20 protein-coding genes and 1 pseudogene are annotated in these 21,483 nt (G+C 66.5%); 7 read left to right on the forward strand and 14 right to left on the reverse strand.

Annotated elements, in window-relative coordinates:
* Positions 1-14: 14 nt before the first annotated feature.
* From BST28156_RS01665 to BST28156_RS01680, 4 genes are all read right to left on the reverse strand, one after another.
* Positions 15-479, reverse strand: a complete 465-nt coding sequence (locus BST28156_RS01665) for an Lrp/AsnC family transcriptional regulator (protein WP_009695398.1) — start codon at positions 477-479, stop codon at positions 15-17.
* Positions 480-586: 107 nt separating this feature from the next.
* The gene (locus BST28156_RS01670; protein ID WP_174901285.1) at positions 587-1,345 is read right to left on the reverse strand and encodes a dimethylarginine dimethylaminohydrolase family protein; all 759 of its coding nucleotides are present in this window, start codon (positions 1,343-1,345) and stop codon (positions 587-589) included.
* A 184-nt stretch (positions 1,346-1,529) separates the two neighbouring features.
* On the reverse strand, positions 1,530-2,771 hold the full coding sequence (locus tag BST28156_RS01675; RefSeq protein ID WP_174901286.1) for a DUF1479 domain-containing protein: 1,242 nt from the start codon (positions 2,769-2,771) through the stop codon (positions 1,530-1,532).
* A gap of 105 nt (positions 2,772-2,876) precedes the next feature.
* Complete coding sequence (locus BST28156_RS01680) at positions 2,877-3,266, reverse strand: VOC family protein (RefSeq protein WP_060242991.1); 390 nt, start codon at positions 3,264-3,266, stop codon at positions 2,877-2,879.
* A gap of 72 nt (positions 3,267-3,338) precedes the next feature.
* On the opposite strand from BST28156_RS01680, the pseudogene BST28156_RS01685 reads away from it, so the two are divergent.
* Positions 3,339-4,294: pseudogene (locus tag BST28156_RS01685) on the forward strand (helix-turn-helix domain-containing protein).
* A 92-nt stretch (positions 4,295-4,386) separates the two neighbouring features.
* On the opposite strand, the gene gltA reads toward BST28156_RS01685, so the two are convergent.
* From gltA to BST28156_RS01720, 7 genes are all read right to left on the reverse strand, one after another.
* The gene (gene gltA / locus BST28156_RS01690) at positions 4,387-5,688 is read right to left on the reverse strand and encodes a citrate synthase (RefSeq protein WP_009690695.1); all 1,302 of its coding nucleotides are present in this window, start codon (positions 5,686-5,688) and stop codon (positions 4,387-4,389) included.
* 54 nt (positions 5,689-5,742) lie between these two features.
* Entirely contained in the window at positions 5,743-6,015 is a 273-nt protein-coding gene (locus tag BST28156_RS01695; RefSeq protein ID WP_060243255.1) for an FAD assembly factor SdhE, read from the reverse strand.
* Positions 6,016-6,022: 7 nt separating this feature from the next.
* Positions 6,023-6,724: a succinate dehydrogenase iron-sulfur subunit gene (locus BST28156_RS01700; RefSeq protein WP_060242989.1), complete on the reverse strand. Its 702-nt coding sequence runs from the start codon at positions 6,722-6,724 to the stop codon at positions 6,023-6,025.
* 21 nt (positions 6,725-6,745) lie between these two features.
* The gene (gene sdhA, locus BST28156_RS01705; protein ID WP_060242987.1) at positions 6,746-8,521 is read right to left on the reverse strand and encodes a succinate dehydrogenase flavoprotein subunit; all 1,776 of its coding nucleotides are present in this window, start codon (positions 8,519-8,521) and stop codon (positions 6,746-6,748) included.
* Positions 8,522-8,524: 3 nt separating this feature from the next.
* Positions 8,525-8,893 (reverse strand): succinate dehydrogenase, hydrophobic membrane anchor protein, encoded by a 369-nt coding sequence (gene sdhD, locus BST28156_RS01710; RefSeq protein WP_006399546.1) that lies wholly within the window; start codon positions 8,891-8,893, stop codon positions 8,525-8,527.
* Between the two features lie 4 nt (positions 8,894-8,897).
* Complete coding sequence (gene sdhC / locus BST28156_RS01715; protein ID WP_009690690.1) at positions 8,898-9,314, reverse strand: succinate dehydrogenase, cytochrome b556 subunit; 417 nt, start codon at positions 9,312-9,314, stop codon at positions 8,898-8,900.
* A gap of 171 nt (positions 9,315-9,485) precedes the next feature.
* Entirely contained in the window at positions 9,486-10,310 is an 825-nt protein-coding gene (locus BST28156_RS01720) for a GntR family transcriptional regulator (protein ID WP_174901370.1), read from the reverse strand.
* A 289-nt stretch (positions 10,311-10,599) separates the two neighbouring features.
* On the opposite strand from BST28156_RS01720, the gene BST28156_RS01725 reads away from it, so the two are divergent.
* From BST28156_RS01725 to acnA, 5 genes are all read left to right on the forward strand, one after another.
* Positions 10,600-11,586 (forward strand): malate dehydrogenase, encoded by a 987-nt coding sequence (locus BST28156_RS01725; protein ID WP_040129868.1) that lies wholly within the window; start codon positions 10,600-10,602, stop codon positions 11,584-11,586.
* A 191-nt stretch (positions 11,587-11,777) separates the two neighbouring features.
* Positions 11,778-12,785, forward strand: a complete 1,008-nt coding sequence (locus tag BST28156_RS01730) for an HpcH/HpaI aldolase/citrate lyase family protein (RefSeq protein WP_174901287.1) — start codon at positions 11,778-11,780, stop codon at positions 12,783-12,785.
* Between the two features lie 237 nt (positions 12,786-13,022).
* The gene (locus BST28156_RS01735; RefSeq protein WP_060242980.1) at positions 13,023-13,535 is read left to right on the forward strand and encodes a hypothetical protein; all 513 of its coding nucleotides are present in this window, start codon (positions 13,023-13,025) and stop codon (positions 13,533-13,535) included.
* Between the two features lie 20 nt (positions 13,536-13,555).
* On the forward strand, positions 13,556-15,010 hold the full coding sequence (locus BST28156_RS01740) for a bifunctional 2-methylcitrate dehydratase/aconitate hydratase (RefSeq protein WP_174901288.1): 1,455 nt from the start codon (positions 13,556-13,558) through the stop codon (positions 15,008-15,010).
* 52 nt (positions 15,011-15,062) lie between these two features.
* Positions 15,063-17,780 (forward strand): aconitate hydratase AcnA, encoded by a 2,718-nt coding sequence (gene acnA / locus BST28156_RS01745; RefSeq protein WP_060242976.1) that lies wholly within the window; start codon positions 15,063-15,065, stop codon positions 17,778-17,780.
* Positions 17,781-17,912: 132 nt separating this feature from the next.
* On the opposite strand, the gene BST28156_RS01750 is transcribed toward acnA, so the two are convergent.
* From BST28156_RS01750 to BST28156_RS01760, 3 genes are read right to left on the reverse strand one after another with little or no spacing between them, the layout of a single operon-like run.
* The gene (locus tag BST28156_RS01750; protein WP_040129874.1) at positions 17,913-18,353 is read right to left on the reverse strand and encodes a DUF1801 domain-containing protein; all 441 of its coding nucleotides are present in this window, start codon (positions 18,351-18,353) and stop codon (positions 17,913-17,915) included.
* Positions 18,350-18,784 (reverse strand): SRPBCC family protein, encoded by a 435-nt coding sequence (locus BST28156_RS01755; RefSeq protein ID WP_174901289.1) that lies wholly within the window; start codon positions 18,782-18,784, stop codon positions 18,350-18,352. Before BST28156_RS01755 ends, BST28156_RS01750 begins: the two co-directional genes overlap by 4 nt.
* Positions 18,781-19,104: an ArsR/SmtB family transcription factor gene (locus BST28156_RS01760; RefSeq protein ID WP_059518189.1), complete on the reverse strand. Its 324-nt coding sequence runs from the start codon at positions 19,102-19,104 to the stop codon at positions 18,781-18,783. Before BST28156_RS01760 ends, BST28156_RS01755 begins: the two co-directional genes overlap by 4 nt.
* Before the next feature lie 599 nt (positions 19,105-19,703).
* On the opposite strand from BST28156_RS01760, the gene BST28156_RS01765 reads away from it, so the two are divergent.
* Complete coding sequence (locus BST28156_RS01765) at positions 19,704-21,443, forward strand: S53 family peptidase (RefSeq protein WP_174901290.1); 1,740 nt, start codon at positions 19,704-19,706, stop codon at positions 21,441-21,443.
* Positions 21,444-21,483: the final 40 nt, after the last annotated feature.

Below are 21,483 nucleotides of genomic sequence, written 5' to 3' on the forward strand. Positions count from 1 at the left end.
GCCGCCGCGCCGCGTCAGACCACGCTGCGCTTGATCGCCTGCAACTCGGCCGTCGTCACGATCTTCTCGATCCGGAAGCGCGGACTGTCGAGCCATGCGTTCGCGATTCGCCGGTACTCGTCGAGGTCCTCGCACGCGAGCCGCACGAGAAAATCGAACGTGCCGCTGACCAGCCAGCAGTCGAGCACGGCCGGATTCGCGCGCATCTCGTCCTCGAACGGCGCCTGCGAACGCCCGTGATCGGCCAGCACGATCTGCGCGATCACGACGATCGGCTTGGTCGCGCGCGGCGCGTTGATCACCGCGCGGTAGCCGGCGATCACGCCGAGCGCCTCGAGCCGCTCCACGCGCGCCTGGCACGGCCGCGGCGTGAGGTTCACGAGCTCCGACAGCTTGCGGTACGAGATCCGGCCGTCGGTGCGCAGGATGTCGAGGATCCGGAGATCGATCTTGTCGAGCTGCATTTTCTTGTCGGTCATCCGCGGTCGCTCCGGTCGGGTCGTGGCTCGGGCGCGGAACGTCTCCCGTTCCGCGCGGGGGCCACATTATCCGGCCGAAGCGGGCCGCGCGCCAGCCGCCTGGGATCCTAGAACCGCAGCGACAGGCAGGTCAGCCCGCCGTCCATCTTGCGGAACTCGCTGGTATCGATCACGTGCAGCGGCAGGCCGAGCGTCGCGATCGCGTCGTGCACGCGCGGATAGCCGGCCGGCGTGATCAGCGTGCCGTTTACGCGCAGCGTGTTGCCCGCGTATTCGTCGGCCGCCGAGATCGCGATCCGGCGATAGTCGGCGAAGGCCGGATGCGCGGCCAGCGCTTCGGTGACCAGTAGCGTGTCGTCGCCGAGCGCGTTGACGACCGACTTCAGGTGCAGGCCGGCACCGACCGGCACCGCGACGACCGTATAGCCGTAGCGCGATACGAGCGACTCGAACGCCGCGATGCCGTCGGCGTCGGTGCGGCCGGTCAGGCCGATGTAGAAGCGCTTGCCGACCAGCATCACGTCGCCGCCGTCCAGCCGGCCGTCGCGCATCGGCAGCAGTTCGCGATGCGCGCCGAGCGCCGCTTCGATATGCGCGGTCTCGCCGCGCCGCGCGGGCGCGCCGGGGCGCGTGATCACCGCGAATTCCGGCGTCACGACGGCGACGTCCTCGACGAAGTGCGAATCGGGAAAGGCTTCCAGCGGCGGCAGCTCGGTCAGTTCGACGCCGAGCTGGCGCAGCGCGTCGCAGTATGCGTGGAACTGCGTGAGCGTCTTGTCGTAATCGGGCACGCCGAGCTCGGCGGTGGTCAGGCCCGCGCCGCAGGACGGCGCGGGACGGCGAACGATCGCTTGCGTGAATTGCATCGACTCCTCCATGGTCTGGGTCGCCCCGTGCGGCGCACGAGGCGGCTGCGTTGTGTCCGGACCATTATCGGAAGCCAATTTGCGCAATTCGCGTCGATTTCGGCCGCGCCGACAGCCGATTGCGTCGAATTGCACACGGCGCGCAACGGATTCGGCAGACAACCGTTTCCGCCGCGCGCGCCGCTCACGCCGACGGTTCGAACCCCATCTGCGCGCGGCCGAGCGCGGTGAGGTCGCCGGCCGCCGCGCGTCCGTCGAACGCGACCTCGAAATGATCGACCGGGAAATCGGGCGGACTCTCGCCGGCGACGAACGCCGGCAGCTGGCGGCGCAGGTACGCGTCGTTCTTCGCGCAGCCGGGCGCGGCCGCGATATACATCACGTTGCTGTCGCCGCTGCCGCGATGCGCATCCTCGACCGCATGCACGACGTCGCCGTGCCAGAACACCGCGTCGCCGGGTTCCATATGCGGGATCGGCACCAGCGCGTCGAGCAGCAGCGCATGCCATTCGGGCAGGATCGACAGCGCGCGGCCCGGACGCGCGCCGCACAGGTCGTCGTCGGCGACGTCGTCCTGCAATGCGCGCAGCACCACGTAGGCCATCGCATTCGCGACCGGGATCAGTTGCAGCGTGCCGTCGCCGGGCCCTTGCGGCGTCAGCGCGGTCCAGCCCTGGAACGTGCGGAACATCGAACACACGGCCGGCGACGGAATCTCCTCGACATCGGGCCGGAACGCCGCGTCGAACGGATCGTAGTCGCGCCAGTTGCCGGCCAGCACGTGACGATAGACCTGCCGGAACTGCGGGCCGAGCCAGCGCTCGACCGAACCGCCGTCGACGTGCGGCGACAGCCCGAGCGACGTCGAGCCGGGCGGCCGGCGGCGGATCCGGTCCGCATAGGCCGGCACGCGGTCGGGATCGAAATGCGTGTCCGTGCCGCGCCACAGCCGGTTCAGGAACACGCGCGCCTGCGTGAGCGCCGGCGACTGGCGCGCGGCCACCTGCGGCTTCGACCAGTAAACGCCGTAGATCTGCGGCTTGCCCGACGCGAGATTGCCGAAGTAGCGGTCTTCGGCGCGCGCATGCAGCCGCTCGGTGAAACGGTTCGCGTCGAGATACGCGCCGATTTCGTCGTTCCAGTCGCGCGCCTGCCGCGCATCGAACACGCCGCGGATCACCACCGCGCCGCGCGTGCGGATCGCGTCGATCGCGCGCGGATCGACGCGGCCCTGCGCGATGTCCGAAAACGGCAGCACCGGAATCACGTCCTGCCGGTGCGCATGCGCCGTGCGAATCGCGTCGACCTGCCTCGCGATGTCGCCCGCCAGTTCGCGGAACGTCGCCGCGTAGCGCGGCAGGCCGGCGCGCAGCGTTCTTTTCGCGGCGCGAATCGCGGCCGGCACATCGTCGATCGTCAGTGGCATCGTTGTCTCCGAATCGGATTGGAATGTGATGCCAGCTTAGGGCGACGCCCGGCCGTTCCTCACGTCGATCCGGTCAATCATCGATACAATCCTGACAACCGCGCGTCATGCGGGCCGATGGCAGACGACACAGAGCTTGTTGCCGTCGGGATCGCGAAAATAGGCGCCGTAATAGTCGGCGTGATAGTGCGGGCGCAGGCCCGGCGGCCCTTCGCAGGTGCCGCCCGACTGCAGCGCGAGCGCATGGCAGCGATCGACGCACGCCCGCGTCGGCGCGTCGAACGCGATCGTCCGACCATTGCCCGGCGCAGGCGCGCGGCCGTCGAGCGGCAGCCCGAAGAAGAACAGCGGCCGGTCGGCGTCGGCCGGCATCCAGCCGCACCAGCCGTCCGGTTCGCGGAATTTCAGGCGCAGCCCGAGTTCCGCAAGCAGCGGCGCATAGAAATCGTAGGCGCGTGCGGTATCGCTGACGCCCACGCAAATATGTGAAAACATCGGCTTCGCTCCGTCGTGAGATCGGCAACGATCATGCCACGGCACGACGCCCGCTTTCGTCCGGAGATCGCGATGAAACCGCAGTACGAGCATGTGACCTTCGCGCCCGGCTGTTCGATCCGCGTGTATCACCGCCAGCTCGCGCGCATTCCGTTCGAATGGCACCGTCATCCCGAGTATGAGCTGACGCTGACGCTCAACAGCCGCGGCCGGCGCTTCATCGGCGACCACGTCGCCGCCTATGCGGACGACGACCTCGTGCTCGTGCCGCCGAACCTGCCGCATACCTGGGCGTCGAATGCGCGCATCGATCCCGCTGCACCGGAAGTCGCGCTCGTCGTCTGGTTCGACGGCGACTGGGTGCGGCGGCTCGCCGACTGCTGTGCCGAGTACGCGCCGCTGCGCTCGCTGCTGCGGCGCGCGGCGCCGGGCCTGCAGTTCGACGCCGATACCGCGCGCGCGATGCGTGCCCGCTTGCCGGCCCTGCTCGCGCCGTCGCCGCGCGTACGGCTCGCGGCGGCGCTCGACACGCTCGCCGACCTCGCCGACGCCGGCGGCGCACCGCTCGCGACCGCGCACGCGTACGGCCGCTCCGACGCGCCGTCGCGCCCTGCCGACACGCCCGCGCCGGAAGCCGAGCGGCTCGACCGCGTGCTCGACACGATCGACCGGCATTTCCACGAGCCGCTGCGAATCGACGCGCTCGCCGCCGTCGCGCACATGTCCGAACGCACGCTGCAGCGGCTGTTCGTCCGGCACCTCGGCGAAAGCGTCGGCCGCTACGTGCAGCGGCTGCGAATCGCCCACGCGTGCCGCCATCTGGTCGGCACCGACTGGCGGTCGCGACCGTCGCCGCGCGCTGCGGGATTCCGAATCCGGCGAACTTCAACCGCCAGTTCCTCGCCGCGCGCGGCATGACGCCCGGCGCGTACCGGCAGTTCTTCATGCAGCACGGCCACGCGCCCGGCGGCGACACGCCGGCGCTCGATACGCGGCCGCCGTCGCTGGAACGCGCGCCGCGCAAATGAAAAACACCCCGGCGGAATGACCCGCCGGGGTGTCTGGCGTTGCGCTTCGCCCGACGCAAACGGCCTTGCCGGCCGTTCGCGCCGCGCACGGCTTAACGTGCGTCGAGCGGCTTCGCTTCGCGCGGCGTGTCGCCGATGAACAGCTGACGCGGACGACCGATCTTTTGCTCGGGATCGGCGATCATTTCGTTCCACTGGGCGATCCAGCCGACCGTACGCGCCATCGCGAAAATACACGTGAACATCGACGTCGGGATGCCCAGCGCGCGCTGCACGATACCCGAGTAGAAGTCGACGTTCGGGTACAGCTTGCGCGACACGAAGTATTCGTCTTCCAGCGCGATCTTCTCGAGCTGCATCGCGAGCTTGAACAGCGGGTCGTCGTGCAGGCCCAGTTCGTTCAGCACTTCGTAGCAGGTCTCGCGCATCAGCTTCGCACGCGGGTCGTAGTTCTTGTACACGCGGTGGCCGAAGCCCATCAGCTTCACGCCCGAATTCTTGTCCTTCACCTGCTTGATGAATTCGGGGATGTTGTCCGGCGAACCGATCTGCTCGAGCATGTTCAGCGCGGCTTCGTTCGCACCGCCGTGCGCCGGGCCCCACAGACACGCGATACCGGCCGCGATACATGCGAACGGGTTCGCGCCCGACGAACCGGCCAGGCGGACCGTCGACGTCGATGCGTTCTGCTCGTGGTCGGCGTGCAGGATCAGGATGCGGTCGAGTGCGCGGACCAGCACGTCGTTGACCTTGTACTCTTCGCACGGGTTCGAGAACATCATGCGCATGAAGTTCGCGCTGTACGACAGGTCGTTCTTCGGATAGACGAACGGCTGACCGATGCTGTACTTGTAGGCCATCGCGACGAGCGTCGGCAGCTTCGCGATCATGCGGATCGCGGACACTTCACGGTGACGCGGGTCGTTGATGTCGAGCGAGTCGTGGTAGAACGCGGACAGCGCGCCGACCGCGGCGACCAGGATCGCCATCGGGTGCGCGTCGCGGCGGAAGCCACGGAAGAAGAAGTGCATCTGCTCATGCACCATCGTGTGCTTCGTGACGGTGTCGACGAATTCCTTCTTCTGCGCGGCGTTCGGCAGTTCGCCCTTCAGCAGCAGGTAGCAGGTCTCGAGGAAGTCGGCATTCTGCGCGAGATTGTCGATCGGGTAGCCGCGATACAGCAGCTCGCCCTTGTCGCCGTCGATGTACGTGATCGCCGAATTGCACGAAGCCGTCGACATGAAGCCCGGGTCGTACGTGAACTTGCCGGTCTGGCCGTACAGCTTGCGGATGTCGATTACGTCCGGGCCCATCGTGCCCTTGTAGATCGGCAGTTCGACGCTCGGCGAGTTGTCGCTGAACGATAGCGTGGCTTTAACATCAGACGGAGTCATGGCACATCCTCAATCGAAATAAAGAAACGGGATTCGATAACGGGCGTAACGCGGTTACACGTTGCGCAGCATCTCCAACAGCCGGTGAACATCGGGGCTGTCTAGGTCGCCTTCTGGTTCCTTGCGAGCAAGCAGCAAGTCCATCAGGTCGTTGTCGCTCAGATCGAGCAGGCGCGACAACGCGCCTACGTCTGCATCGGTGAGGTCATGCTCGTATCTGCTGAAGAAACGCTCGAAAACCAGATCGTTCTCCAGCAGACCCCGCCGCGCGCGCCAGCGAAGACGCGCGCGGCGGTGCGGGTCGGATTGATGGGCGTTGTCGCTCATCTCGACCTTAAACCGCACGGCGGACCATCAGTTCCTTGATCTTGCCGATCGCCTTCGTCGGGTTCAGGCCCTTCGGGCAGACGTCGACGCAGTTCATGATCGTATGGCAGCGGAACAGACGGTACGGATCTTCGAGGTTGTCGAGACGCTCGCCGGTCGCCGTGTCGCGGCTGTCCGCGATGAAGCGGTAAGCCTGCAGCAGGCCGGCCGGGCCGACGAACTTGTCCGGGTTCCACCAGAAGCTCGGGCACGACGTCGAGCAGCTCGCACACAGAATGCACTCGTACACGCCGTCGAGCTCGTCGCGCTCTTCCGGCGACTGCAGGCGTTCCTTCTCCGGCGGCGGCGCGTCGTTGATCAGGTACGGCTTGATCGAGTGGTACTGGTTGAAGAAGTGCGTCATGTCGACGATCAGGTCGCGCACGACGGGCAGGCCCGGCAGCGGGCGCAGCACGATCTTCTGCGGCAGGTCGTTCAGGTTCGTCAGGCACGCGAGACCGTTCTTGCCGTTGATGTTCATCGCGTCCGAACCGCACACGCCTTCGCGGCACGAACGGCGGAACGACAGCGTCTCGTCGACGGCCTTCAGCTTGACCAGCGCGTCGAGCAGCATGCGCTCGTGCTGGAGCTCGAGCTCGTACGTCTGCATGCGCGGCGCTGCGTCCTTGTCCGGATCGTAGCGGTAGACTTCAAAAATGCGTTTTGCCATTTCAGATTCCTTTGATTCGGCTTAGAACGTACGCGCCTTCGGCGGCACGGACTCGACCGTCAGCGGCTGCATTTGAACCGGCTTGTAGTCGAGGCGGTCACCTTCGCTGTACCACAGCGTGTGACGCAGCCAGTTCTCGTCGTCGCGGTGCTCGTAATCGCTGTGTGCGTGTGCGCCACGGCTTTCCTTGCGCGCCTCGGCCGACACCATCGTCGCGCGGGCGACCTCGATCAGGTTCTCCAGCTCGAGCGCTTCGACGCGCGCGGTGTTGAACACCTTCGACTTGTCCTTCAGGTGGATGTTGTCCACGCGTGCCTTCAGGCCGGCCATCTGCTCGACGCCTTCCTTCAGCAGCGCCGACGTGCGGAACACGCCTGCATGCTTCTGCATCGTCGCGCGGATGTCGTTCGCGACGTCCTGCGTGTATTCGCCCGAGCTCGACTTGTCGAGCTTGTTCAGGCGCGCCAGCGAGAATTCGCCTGCATCGGCCGGCAGCGGCTTGTGTTCCTTCTGGTTCTTCACGTGCTCGACGATGTGGTTGCCGGCAGCACGGCCGAACACCACGAGGTCCAGCAGCGAGTTCGTGCCGAGGCGGTTCGCACCGTGCACGGACACGCACGAGCATTCGCCCACCGCATAGAAGCCGTTGACCGGTTCCTTGTGATCGCGCGACGTGCCGACGACCTGACCGTGGATGTTGGTCGGGATGCCGCCCATCTGGTAGTGGATCGTCGGGACGACCGGGATCGGCTCCTTGATGCAGTCGACGTTCGCGAACTTCAGCGCGATTTCGCGGATCGACGGCAGACGCTTCATGATCGTCTCGGCGCCGATGTGCGACAGGTCGAGCAGCACGTGATCCTTGTTCGGACCCACGCCGCGGCCTTCCTTGATTTCCTGGTCCATCGAACGCGACACGAAGTCGCGCGGCGCCAGATCCTTCAGCGTCGGCGCGTAGCGCTCCATGAAGCGCTCGCCGTTCGCGTTGCGCAGGATGCCGCCTTCGCCGCGCACGCCTTCGGTGATCAGCACGCCCGCGCCGGCCACGCCGGTCGGGTGGAACTGCCAGAACTCCATGTCCTGCAGCGCGATGCCCGAACGCGCGGCCATGCCGAGGCCGTCGCCGGTGTTGATGAACGCGTTGGTCGACGCCGCGAAGATCCGGCCTGCGCCGCCCGTCGCGAACAGCGTCGTCTTGCCTTCCATGATGTAGACGTCGCCCGTTTCCATTTCGAGCGCCGTCACGCCGAGCACGTCGCCGTCCGCGTCGCGGATCAGGTCGAGCGCCATCCATTCGACGAAGAACTGCGTCTTCGCCTCGACGTTCTGCTGGTACAGCGTGTGCAGCAGCGCGTGACCGGTACGGTCGGCGGCCGCGCAGGCGCGCTGGACCGGCTTCTCGCCGTAGTTCGCGGTATGGCCGCCGAACGGGCGCTGGTAGATCGTGCCGTCCGCGTTGCGGTCGAACGGCATGCCGAAGTGCTCGAGTTCGTACACGACGTTCGGCGCTTCACGGCACATGAATTCGATCGCGTCCTGGTCGCCGAGCCAGTCGGAGCCCTTGATCGTGTCGTAGAAGTGGAAATGCCAGTTGTCTTCGCTCATGTTGCCGAGCGACGCGCCGATGCCGCCCTGCGCGGCCACCGTATGCGAACGGGTCGGGAACACCTTCGACAGCACGCCGACCGACAGGCCCGCGCGCGACAGTTGCAGCGCTGCGCGCAAGCCGGAGCCGCCCGCGCCGACGATCACGACGTCGAACTTGCGACGCGGGAGGGAAGTTTTGATTGCAGCCATTCTTTACACTCTCCAGAGAATCTGCGCGGCATAGCCCGCACATGCGAGCAGCCAGACGATGGTCAGCGATTGCAGCAGCAGGCGCACACCGACGGGCTTCACGTAGTCCATCCAGATGTCGCGCACGCCGACCCATGCGTGGTAGAAGAGGGAAAGCAGCGTCACGAAGGTCGCGAGCTTCATCCATTGCGCGGAGAAGATCGATGCCCAGCCTTCGTACGAGAAGTCGTGCGCGCCGAAGAACAGGACGAGCAGAATGACCGTGTAGACCGCCATGATCGTGGCGGTGACGCGCTGCGCGAGCCAGTCGCGCAGGCCGTAGTGTGCGCCGACGACGAGGCGCTTCGAGCCGATTCGGTTATTGGCTGCCATTTTCTTAGAATGCTCCGAACAGTTTGAGTGCCATGGCGATCGTCAGTGCGATCGAGACGACAAAGACGACGACTGCCGTCCGCTTGCCGCTTTCCTTCGAGACGGCGTCGTGGTTGACGTCCATCAGGAGGTGGCGAATGCCGGCGCAGAAATGGTGGAAGAACGCCCAGGACAGCGCGAGGACGATCAGCTTGACGACGATGTTGGAAAGGAAGGCCTTGAAGACTTCGAAGCTGAGCTCGGACGTCAGGCTCTGGTCGAAGAGGAACAGCAGGAACGGAAGGAACAGGAACAGCAGCGCACCGCTGACTCGATGGAGGATCGACAATTTCGCTGCCAGCGGCATGCGATATTTCATCGTAATGTCGCCGAATCCGATGTTCCGGTATTCCGGCCTCGGTTTTCTTACTGCGTCAGTCATGCTAGACCCCTACTATGTTGTCACACTAATCCGCAATTTTAGCGCCTTTTTATATCGCGCTGCAGCGAAAGTCTGCTCTGGATAGTTGCGCGAACAATAACAAAAGGCGGCCCGAAACGTGCTTCGCGAACATGGGAAGCGCAAACGCACGCCGCTTGTGCCGATACGTCGTCAGCTCAAGTCGTTCTGATAGTAGTACCCGGTTGTGACATACCAGCCGCGTCGCACCTCGACCGGCCGGTCTCCGTATGTATAGGACACGCGCTCCACGGACAGCAGCGGGAAGCCCGCCGGCACGTGCAGCAGGTCGGCCACCGAGGGCTCCGCCGCCACTGCGCGGATCTTCTCGGTCGCGCGGATCATCCGCGTGCCGAACTCCGTCTCGAACATCGCGTAGAGCGGGCCCTTGTATTCGCTGAGCCGCTCGAACGTGAGCCCGCGGAACATCGCGCCGGGCAGCCAGATCTCGTCGAGCACGGTCACCTCGCCCTCGAACTCAAGCAGCCGGCGCACCTGCACGACCGGATCGGCCGGCTTCAGGTCGAGCTGGCGCGCGATCTCGGCCGGCGCGCGCAGGCGCCGACACTCGAGCAGGCGGCTGACGTGCGCGTGTTCGGCGCCGTCGTCGGCCAGCAGCCGCAGGAAGCGGAACTGCGCGCGATCCTCATTGTGCGTCGCAACAAACGTGCCCTTGCCCTGCCGCCGGACCACGAGGTTTTCCGCGGCCAGTTCGTCGATCGCCTTGCGCACGGTGCCTTGACTGACCTTGTAACGGGCGGCAAGCTCCACTTCGCTCGGGATGATCTCGCCCGGCTTCCATTCGCCGGATTCGAGACTCTGCGTGATCAACGACTTGATCTGCTGGTATAAAGGACTGAATGTCGGCGACGGCGAAGCCGCAGGCGTCGGCGCGGCATCGGACGCGCCCGGCTGCCCTGGGCCGCCTGCGCCGGTCTGATTCGCGTTATTCGCCTGGTTCGATGTCATGGCGCGCATTTCATCACAAACCGCGCTTTTCCGTCCACTCAAATTCAGCAAAACATCTGTCTTATATAAGACATATGATACTGTTTGACTTTGCACGTCACGGCTCCTACACTCCGGGTCGAGCAAGGGTTCGCGGGTGCAAGAAGCGCGTCCCCGGCTACGTGCCACGGCCGTCTCCAGGTTCACCGCGTCTGCCATCGCGAGTCCTCCGCCCTGCTTCAATGCAACGCTACGCACAACGCGCATAGAATGGCGTTTTCGCTAGCGTCCCACGCTTCACCCGTCCTGGAGATTTTCAATGGCTAAGCCCGCAAAGCGCGTTGCCGTCACCGGCGCCGCAGGTCAAATCGCTTACTCCCTGCTGTTCCGCATCGCGAACGGCGACCTGCTCGGCAAGGACCAGCCGGTCATCCTGCAACTGCTCGACCTCCCGCAAGCCCAAGCCGCCGTCAAAGGCGTCGTGATGGAACTCGACGATTGCGCGTTCCCGCTGCTCGCGGGCGTCGTGATCACCGACGATCCGAAGGTTGCATTCAAGGATGCCGACGTCGCGCTGCTGGTCGGCGCACGTCCGCGCTCGAAGGGCATGGAGCGCAAGGACCTGCTGTCGGCGAACGCCGAGATCTTCACGGTTCAGGGCGCAGCGCTGAACGAAGTCGCGAGCCGCGACGTGAAGGTGCTGGTCGTCGGCAACCCGGCGAACACCAACGCGTACATCGCGATGAAGTCGGCGCCGGACCTGCCGAAGAAGAACTTCACGGCGATGCTGCGCCTCGACCACAACCGCGCGCTGTCGCAGCTCGCGGCCAAGTCTGGCAAGCCGGTCGCATCGATCGAGAAGCTCGCCGTGTGGGGCAACCACTCGCCGACGATGTACCCCGACTTCCGCTTCGCGACCGCCGAAGGCGAATCGCTGCTGAAGCTGATCAACGACGACGAATGGAACCGCAACACGTTCATCCCGACCGTCGGCAAGCGCGGCGCGGCGATCATCGAAGCGCGCGGCCTGTCGTCGGCGGCGTCGGCAGCCAACGCGGCGATCGACCACGTCCGTGACTGGGTGCTCGGCACGAACGGCAAGTGGGTCACGATGGGCATCCCGTCGGACGGCTCGTACGGCATCCCCGAAGACATCATCTACGGCGTGCCGGTCACCTGCGAAAACGGCGAGTACAAGCGCGTCGAAGGCCTCGAGATCGACGCGTTCTCGCGCGAGAAGATGGACGGCACGCTGGCCGAGCTGCTCGAAGAGCGTGACGGCGTCGCCCACCTGCTGAAGAACTAAGCGCACCGCATCACGCGCATCGCCGGGCGGCCTGCGGGCCGCCCGACAGCCGGGGGCCGGCAACACCGCCGCCCCCGGCTGCACGATCCGATCCGGACACGTTTTGCCGCCCCGCGCCGTCGCTGCGCCAGCCCAGAACGCGCCCGAATCCGATTTTCGCCACGTTGACCCGCTTCCTCGACGTAGAAGAGATGCCCGCGCTCACTCCTGCACAAGTGTTGTACGACGGCGCTTCGCCGCCCGCGATCCTGCCCTGCTGCGATCACTACGCGGGCAGCGAGAAACTGATGCGCAAGTCGCTGGCGCTGCAGGCCGAACTGGGCCCGGTGTTCGACATCACGCTCGACTGCGAGGACGGCGCGGCCGTCGGCCAGGAAGCCGCGCACGCGGAGCTGGTCGCCGCGACGCTCGGCAGCGCCGAGAACCGCTTCGGGCGGGTCGGCGCGCGCCTCCACGACTTTTCCCACCCGCACTGGCGCGACGACGTGCGCATCATCCTGCGTGCCGCGCAGCCGCCCGCCTACCTCACGCTCCCGAAGATCGCCAGCGCCGCCGACGCGGCCGAGATGTGCGCGTTCATCGAAGGCACCCGCCGCGAGCTGGGCATCGCGCGGCCGATTCCGGTCGACGTGCTGGTCGAGACGCACGGCGCGCTCGCGCAGGCCGCCGCGCTCGCCGCGCTGCCGCTGGTCGGCACGCTGAGCTTCGGGCTGATGGATTTCGTGTCCGCGCACCACGGCGCGATTCCCGATTCGGCGATGCGCTCGCCGGGCCAGTTCGAGCACCCGCTGGTGCGCCGCGCGAAGCTCGAGATCGCCGCAGCCTGCCACGCGCACGGCAAGACGCCGTCGCACAACGTGACGACCGAGGTCCGCGACATGGGCGTGGTGGCCGGCGACGCGCGCCGCGCGCGCGACGAGTTCGCGTTCACGCGGATGTGGAGCGTCCATCCCGCGCAGATCCGGCCGATCGTCGACGCGTTCGCGCCGCGCACCGACGAGGTCGCGCTCGCCGCCGAGATCCTGCTGGCCGCGCAGGCCGCCGACTGGGGACCGACGCGCCACGGCGACACGCTGCACGACCGCGCGAGCTACCGCTATTACTGGTCGGTGCTGCGCCGTGCACGCGCCACCGGCCAGCCGCTGCCTTCCGAGGCCGCACCGCTGTTCGGCCCGGCCGCGGAAGGCGGCGCGCCGTGAACGCGCGCCGCCGGCACGGCCGTCACGCGGCTGTCATGCCGCCGCCGGAAGCACGAGCGGGCGGCCGGTTCGAGAAACGACAAAAAACGTAACGGAGCCCGAAAACCTGAAATATCTGCGGCCAAATAGGTGAAAATAGCGGCCGCTGCGCGCTTCCGGGGCGCGTGCAGTTTCAAACCGGCCGGCAGCCTCGGGCTGCGGGCCCTTGTCAACTGATTATCGAAAGGTTCTGACTCCATGAAGAAACTCCTGATCGCTACCGCCATCGGCGCGCTGTCCGCCACGATGCTGGTGTCGGCTCCGAGCGCGTTCGCACAGGGTACGTCCACGACGACCGCGAAGAAGACGGCCAAGCGCCCGGCGCCGGCCAAGCGCATCATCCCGCGCAGCAAGAAGGCTCAGGCACGTGCCGCCGCGAAGGTCGATCCGGTACCGGACGGCGCGGTCAAGTGGTCCTGCAAGGACGGCCTGTCGTTCGACCTCGCCGGCGACATGAAGCGCGACCAGGTCGTCACGGTTCACTGGGCGAAGAAGAACTACAAGCTGCCGCGTCAGGCCACGACGACCGGCGCGGACACGTTCTACGATCCGGCAGCGGGCTTCAAGCTGATCGTGATCCCGAGCAAGGCGATGCTGTTCACCGACGCGAACGGCGGCGAGCGCCTCGCGGACGAGTGCGTGACGCCGGAAATGGCGCAAGGCACGCCCGCGCCGACGCAATCGAACGAACTGAAGCCGGCGACGAACTAAACCGGCTCCCAGGCGCCCCGATGTCCGCCCCGGTCTCCAACGTCCGCCCTGCGCCGGATACGGTACTCGTCGACATCGTCGACTACGTGCTGAATACCGGCGCAATCGACAGCGCACTCGCGCTGGAGACGGCGCGTCATTGCCTGATCGACACGCTCGGCTGCGGACTCGAGGCGCTGTCCTACCCTGCCTGCACCAAGCTGCTCGGTCCCGTCGTGCCCGGCACGATCGTGCCGAACGGCGCGAAGGTGCCCGGCACGTCCTTCCAGCTCGATCCGGTCCAGGCCGCGTTCGACATCGGTGCGATGATCCGCTGGCTGGACTTCAACGACACCTGGCTCGCCGCCGAATGGGGTCATCCGTCCGACAATCTCGGCGGGATCCTGGCGACGGCCGACTGGCTGTCCCGCACGGCCGTCGCGGCCGGCCGGAAGCCGCTTTCGATGCGCGACGTGCTGGTCGCGATGATCCAGGCCCACGAAATCCAGGGCTGCCTCGCGCTCGAAAATTCGTTCAACGCGGTCGGGCTCGACCATGTGCTGCTCGTGAAGGTCGCGTCGACGGCCGTCGTCGGCCGGCTGCTCGGGCTCACGCGCGACGAGCTGATCAACGCGGTGTCCAACGCGTTCGTCGACGGCCACGCGCTGCGCACCTACCGCCACGCGCCGAATACCGGCTCGCGCAAGTCTTGGGCGGCCGGCGACGCCACGTCCCGCGCGGTGCGCCTCGCGCTGATCGCGAAAACGGGTGAAATGGGCTACCCGTCGGCGCTCACCGCGAAGACCTGGGGCTTCTACGACGTGCTGTTCGACGGCAAGCCGTTCCGCTTCCAGCGCCCGTACGGCACCTACGTGATGGAGAACGTGCTGTTCAAGATCGCGTTTCCCGCCGAATTCCATGCGCAGACGGCCGTCGAGGCCGCGCTGCAGCTGCACGCGCAGCTCGCCGCGGCGGGCCGCACGACCGACGAGATCGGCCGGATCACGATCCGCACGCACGCGGCCGCGATCCGCATCATCGACAAGCAGGGGCCGCTCGCGAATCCCGCCGACCGCGACCACTGCATCCAGTACATGGTCGCCGTGCCGCTGCTGTTCGGCCGGCTGAGCGCCGCCGACTACGAAGACGCAGTCGCCGCGGATCCGCGCATCGACGCACTGCGCGCGAAAACCGTGTGCGTCGAGGACCCGCAGTTCACAAAGGATTACCATGACCCGTCCCGGCGATCGATCGCGAATGCGCTGACGATCGAGTTCACGGACGGATCGAAGCTTGCCGAGGTGGCGGTCGAATATCCGCTCGGCCATCAGCGACGCCGCGCGGACGGCATCCCGCTGCTGGTCGACAAATTCAGGACCAATCTCGCCCGCCGCTTCCCGGCCAAGCAGCAACAAGCGATTCTCGACGTGTCGCTGGACCAGGCAAAGCTCGAAGCGATGCCGGTCGATGAGTACGTCGACTTGTATGTGATATAGCCGTCAGATACAGGACTTCTTCTTTCCTAGCCTTAAACCCAGGAAAATCACCATGGCCCACAATCTCCACAAGACCCTCAAGGAATTCGACAGCGGTTCCGGCAAAGGCAAGTTCTACTCGCTGCCGCAACTCGGCAAGGAACTGAAGACGAAGATCGAGCGCCTGCCGGTGTCGATCCGGATCGTGCTCGAATCGGTGCTGCGCAACTATGACGGCAAGAAGATCACCGAGGAGCACATCGAGCAGCTCGCGAACTGGCAGCCGACCGCGAAGCGCGTCGACGAGATCCCGTTCGTGGTGTCGCGCGTCGTGCTGCAGGATTTCACGGGCGTGCCGCTGCTCGCCGACATCGCGGCCATGCGCGGTGTCGCGGAGCGCACGGGCAAGAATCCGAAGAAGATCGAGCCGCTGGTGCCGGTCGACCTCGTCGTCGACCACTCGGTCCAGATCGACTACTTCCGCCAGAAGGACGCGCTCGACCTGAACATGAAGCTGGAATTCCAGCGCAACAACGAGCGCTACCAGTTCATGAAGTGGGGCATGCAGGCGTTCGACACGTTCAAGGTCGTGCCGCCGGGCGTCGGCATCGTCCACCAGGTGAACCTCGAATACCTCGCGCGCGGCGTCCACAAGAAGACGGACGGCGGCGACACCGTGTACTACCCGGACACGCTGGTCGGCACGGACAGCCACACGACGATGATCAACGGCATCGGCGTGGTCGGCTGGGGCGTGGGCGGCATCGAGGCCGAAGCCGGCATGCTCGGCCAGCCGGTGTACTTCCTGACGCCGGACGTGGTCGGCGTCGAACTGAAGGGCAAGCTGCGCGAAGGCGTGACGGCCACCGACCTGGTGCTGACGATCACCGAAATGCTGCGCAAGGAGAAGGTCGTCGGCAAGTTCGTCGAGTTCTTCGGCGAAGGCACGAAGTCGCTGTCGCTGCCGGACCGCGCGACGATCGCGAACATGGCGCCGGAATACGGCGCGACGATGGGCTTCTTCCCGGTCGACGAGAAGACCATCGACTACTTCAAGGGCACGGGCCGCACGAAGGCGGAAATCGCCGCTTTCGAAAACTACTTCAAGGCGCAGAACCTGTTCGGCATTCCGAAGGCCGGCGACATCGACTACACGAAGACGCTGACGCTGGACCTGCTGACGGTCGCGCCGTCGCTGGCCGGCCCGAAGCGCCCGCAGGACCGCATCGAGATCGGCAACGTCAAGTCGACGTTCACCGAGCTGTTCTCGAAGCCGGTCGCGGAAAACGGCTTCGCGAAGAAGGCGGAGGAGCTCGACGCGCAGTACACGACGAGCAACGGCGTCGACGTGAAGAACGGCGACGTGCTGATCGCCGCGATCACGTCGTGCACCAACACGTCGAACCCGAGCGTGCTGCTGGCCGCCGGCCTGCTCGCGAAGAAGGCCGTCGAAGCCGGCCTCACGGTCGATCCGAAGATCAAGACCTCGCTCGCGCCGGGATCGCGCATCGTCACCGAATACCTGACGAAGACGGGCCTGCTGCCCTATCTCGCGAAGCTCGGCTTCGAAGTCGCGGCGTACGGCTGCACGACCTGCATCGGCAACGCGGGCGACCTGACGCCGGAACTGAACGAAGCGATCACGAAGAACGACATCGTCGCGGCGGCCGTGCTGTCCGGCAACCGCAACTTCGAGGCGCGCATCCACCCGAACATCCGCGCGAACTTCCTCGCGTCGCCGCCGCTGGTCGTCGCCTACGCGATCGCCGGCAACATCACGCGCGACCTGATGACCGAGCCGGTCGGCAAGGGCAAGGGCGGCCGCGACATCTACCTCGGCGACATCTGGCCGTCGAGCGAGGAAATCCAGTCGCTGCTCAAGTTCGCGCTGGATCCGGAGAAGTTCGAGAAGAACTATGCGCACCTGACCAAGAAGGGCGACCTCTGGAGCAAGATCGAGGGCGAATCGGGCCAGGTCTACGACTGGCCGAAGTCGACCTACATCGCGGAGCCGCCGTTCTTCGGCAACGACTTCTCGATGGAGCCGGCCGAGTCGATCGCGGCGGTCAAGGGCGCACGCGCGCTGGGCATCTTCGGCGATTCGGTCACGACCGACCACATCAGCCCGGCAGGCTCGATCAAGGAAGACTCGCCGGCAGGCAAGTGGCTGAAGGAAAACGGCGTGCAGAAGGCCGACTTCAACAGCTACGGCTCGCGCCGCGGCAACCATGACGTGATGATGCGCGGCACGTTCGCCAACGTCCGGATCAAGAACCTGATGATCCCGGCGAAGGCCGACGGCACGCGCGTCGAAGGCGGCCTGACGATCCACCAGCCGAGCGGCGAACAGCTGTCGATCTATGATGCGGCGATGAAGTACGTCGACGCCGGCACGCCGACCGTCGTGTTCGCGGGCGAAGAGTACGGCACGGGCTCGTCGCGCGACTGGGCCGCGAAGGGCACGCAGCTGCTCGGCGTGAAGGCCGTGATCGCACGCAGCTTCGAGCGCATCCACCGCTCGAACCTGGTCGGCATGGGCGTGCTGCCGCTGCAGTTCAAGGGCGCGGACAGCGTCCAGTCGCTCGGCATCACCGGCGAGGAAACGTACGACATCGAAGGCCTCGGCGACGACTTCAAGCCGCAGCAGGACGTCACGCTCGTGATCCATCGCAAGGATGGCGAAACGACGCGCGTGCCGGTGCTGCTGCGCATCGATACGCCGATCGAAGTCGACTACTACAAGCACGGCGGGATCCTGCCGTTCGTGCTGCGCTCGCTGCTCGCAGCGTAAGCGCCCTGCTTTTGCAGGTGCCGCAGCCGCCTCGCGGCGGTTGCGGCCGATTTGGATGCGCCGACCTCGTGTCGGCGTTTTTTTTGCGTTCCTGCGCGGCGGGACGGGCTGCCGCCCGTCGCATCGCGCGGGCTACGCCGCGTCGCGGCTGCGCGCTTTCGCGCCCGCACTCCCGCCCGGGCGCGCATTCTTCTTCAGATGCGCACGGTTGTAGTCGATCGCCGCGCGAACGAGCCGCTTCAGCGCCGGCCTGTCGATCCGGTCGCCTTCGAGAAAATCGATCGCACGCCGCGCGTTGCCGTCGAGGCCCGCGTTGAACAGTCCGTCGGGATCGGGCAGCTGCGCGCCGTGCATGAAGGTCAGCTTCACCTTGCCCTTGTGCGCGTTCGCGACCGCGATCGTCCCGTCGCACTCCCACACCGGGCTGCCCATCCACTTCCATGCCTCGACGATGCCCGCGTCGGCGTCGAGGATCGTCCGGCGCAGTTCGGCAAACGTATCGCCGCGCCAGTCGGCAATCCCGGCGATCAGCGCATCGATGCGCTCCGCCGGGCTCGGGTCCGTCGCGCTCATGATTGTGCCTCCGCGCCCTCGCCCGGACGCGACAGCAGCTGTTCGAGCGCGTCGAGGAAGCGCCCCCATCCGTGCTGCGCGCCGCGGTACGCCTGCTCCTGGTCCGCGCGGAAGCCGACCTGCTCCATGCGCAGACGCGTGCCGCCGTCCGGCGTCGGCTCGAGCGTCCAGGTGACGACGCTGTCGAGGCCGTACGCGGCCCACGTATAGGACAGCGTGCGCTGCGGCTCGATCGTCAGGACCTTGCAGTCCACCGCGCCCCAGTCCGCGCGGAAACTGAACGCGCGGCCCTCGACCGGCTCGAAATCGCTCTGCATCAGCCACGCCTCGATCAGGTGCGGTTGCGTGAGCGCGCGCCAGATCTTCTCCGGCGGATGCGGCAGCGCCCGTTCGACGACGACGGAGCGCGTTTCGGTAGAGGCTGGGTTCATGAGTCCATCCTGTTGAGCAGATCTTCAAGGGCATCGAACCGGTTCTGCCAGAAGCCGGCCATCTGGCTCGTCCAGTCGAGCAGCGGAGCCAGCGCCCGCGGCTGCGCGCGGTAATGCGTCTGCCGGCCTGCGTGGCGGTCGCTGACGAGCCCGGCCTGCTTCAGCACGCCGAGGTGCTTCGACACGGCCGGCTGCGATACGCCCGCCCGAGCGGTCAGCGCGGCGACCGTCAGCTCGCCTTCCTCGCACAGCCGCTCGAACAGCGCGCGGCGCGTCGGATCGGCAAGCGTCCGGAACAACATGTCGTGAGCGGATTGCATTCCTGATTCATAACTCGATGGCTATGGATTGGAAGAATACTCGCCCGTCGTCGAGCGTCAAGGTGAATTTCGGCGCCGCCGGATTCGAGCGTTTGCTCTAAATTCCGCTGCGACGCGGCCGATCGAAAGCTGTCCGCAAGACTGCACGCCGCGCCGTTCCACAGTTTGGGGAAACGTTTGCGTTCGACCCGCCCCGTTTTCGCGGTCCGCGAATCCACACGCGTCGTGCGGCATGCCGCCAAGTCGCGTTTGACCACATAGTGCGACGCGGCATGCGGCGGCGTGCGTTCGCAGGCGACGCGCGCCGGCATCGATCCGCTCCGCGATCGCGCAGATTCCGCCGCCGCAGCGAGCAACGCGTGCGCGCGAACGTCACGGATTGCCGGGTCGCCGTACGGAGAACCGGTTCCCGTCGCCGCGCCGTTCATGCGTCGCAGCAGCGACGCGACGCAGGCGAAACCGCGCGCCGATGTCAGAACTGACAGCTATGGAAACTGGCAGCTACCTGAATCGCGCCGACGTCCCTACGCTCGTCACCGCTCGCGGCCCCACAAGGGCCGGGGTTCCAACCACGTCGTCTCTCCTAAAAAGGACTCCCGATGAAACGGAACGCCTGGTTTGCCCGTCCCCTTCCGTCGCCCCGCCGCCTCGCGTGCGCGTGGCCGCTCGTGCTCGCCGCCGGCGCGGCGCATGCGACGACGGACTGGGTCGACACCCATACGAAGGCCTTTCTGACCGGCCCGCAACTGATGGCGCGCAGCGCGGCGCCGTCGCTCGAACTGGCAGCCGGCGAGACGACCGACGTGGTCGTCAGCCTGAAGCTGCGCAACGCCGCGCAGCTCAAGCAGCTCGCACGCGACGTGAATCGCCCCGGCAACGAACACTACCGCCGCTATCTGACGCCCGAGCAGTTCCTCGCCGACTACGCGCCGACCGACGCACAGGTCAAGTCGGTCGTCGACTATCTGCGCAAGAGCGGCTTCGTCGATATCGAGGTCGCGCCGAACCGGCTGCTGGTGTCCGCGCGCGGCACGGCCGGCACCGTCAAGACCGCGTTCAACACGTCGCTCGTGCACTTCCAGTACGCGGGCCGGTCGGGCTTCGCGAACGCATCGACCGCGCAAGTGCCGCGCGCGCTCGGCGACGTTGTCGGCTCGGTGCTCGGACTGCAGAACGTCGCTCGCGCGCACCCGATGCTGCGCATCGGCAACGTGTCGAAGCCGAAGCCGCTCGCGGCCGGCACGGCCACCGGCCACTATCCGAAGGAATTCCCGGGCCTCTATAACGCGACCGGCGTGCCGACCGCAGCCGGCGTGACCGTCGGCATCATCACGATCGGCGGCGTATCGCAAACGCTGCAGGACCTGAAGCAGTTCGCGTCGAGCAACGGCTACGGTGCGGTCGCGACGCAGACCGTGAAGACCAACGGCACCGGCTCGAGCGGCAGCTACAGCGACGACCCGGACGGCCAGGGCGAATGGGATCTCGACAGCCAGTCGATCGTCGGTTCGGCCGGCGGCCAGGTCGGCAAGCTGGTGTTCTACATGGCGGACCTGAACGCGTCCGGCAACACGGGGCTCACGCAGGCGTTCAACCGCGCGGTGTCGGACAACACCGCGAAGGTGATCAACGTGTCGCTCGGCTGGTGCGAGACCGACGCGAACGCGGACGGCACGCTCGATGCGGAAGAGCAGATCTTCACGACCGCCGCCGCGCAGGGGCAGACGTTCTCGGTGTCGTCCGGCGACGAAGGCGTCTACGAGTGCAACAACCGCGGCTATCCGGACGGCTCGAACTACACGGTGTCGTGGCCGGCATCGTCGCCGCACGTGCTCGCGATCGGCGGCACGACGCTGTACACGACATCCGCGGGCGCGTTCTCGAACGAGACGGTCTGGAACGAAGGGCTCGACGGCAACGGCAAGCTGTGGGCGACGGGCGGCGGCGTCAGCACGATCCTGCCCGCCCCGTCGTGGCAGCCGGGCGCCAACCGGCGGCTGCCCGACATCGCGTTCGACGCCGCGCAGAGCACGGGCGCGTATATCTACAACTACGGTCAGTTGCAGCAGATCGGCGGCACCAGCCTTGCCGCGCCGATCTTCACGGGCTTCTGGGCACGCCTGCTCGCGGCGAACGGCACGGGCCTCGGCTTCCCGGCCGGCAATCTCTATCGTGCGATTCCGGCGAACCCGTCGCTGCTGCGCTACGACGTGGTGTCGGGGAACAACGGCTATCAGGGCTATGGCTACAACGCCGGTAGCGGCTGGGATTACACGACCGGCTTCGGCAGCCTGAATATCGCGAACCTCAACCAGCTGATCAAGTCGGGCGGGTTCTGAGCGACGCGAACGGGCCGGCGCACGGCGGTGGCTTGCGGTG

The organism is Burkholderia pseudomultivorans, assembly GCF_902499075.1.
GTDB lineage: Bacteria > Pseudomonadota > Gammaproteobacteria > Burkholderiales > Burkholderiaceae > Burkholderia > Burkholderia pseudomultivorans.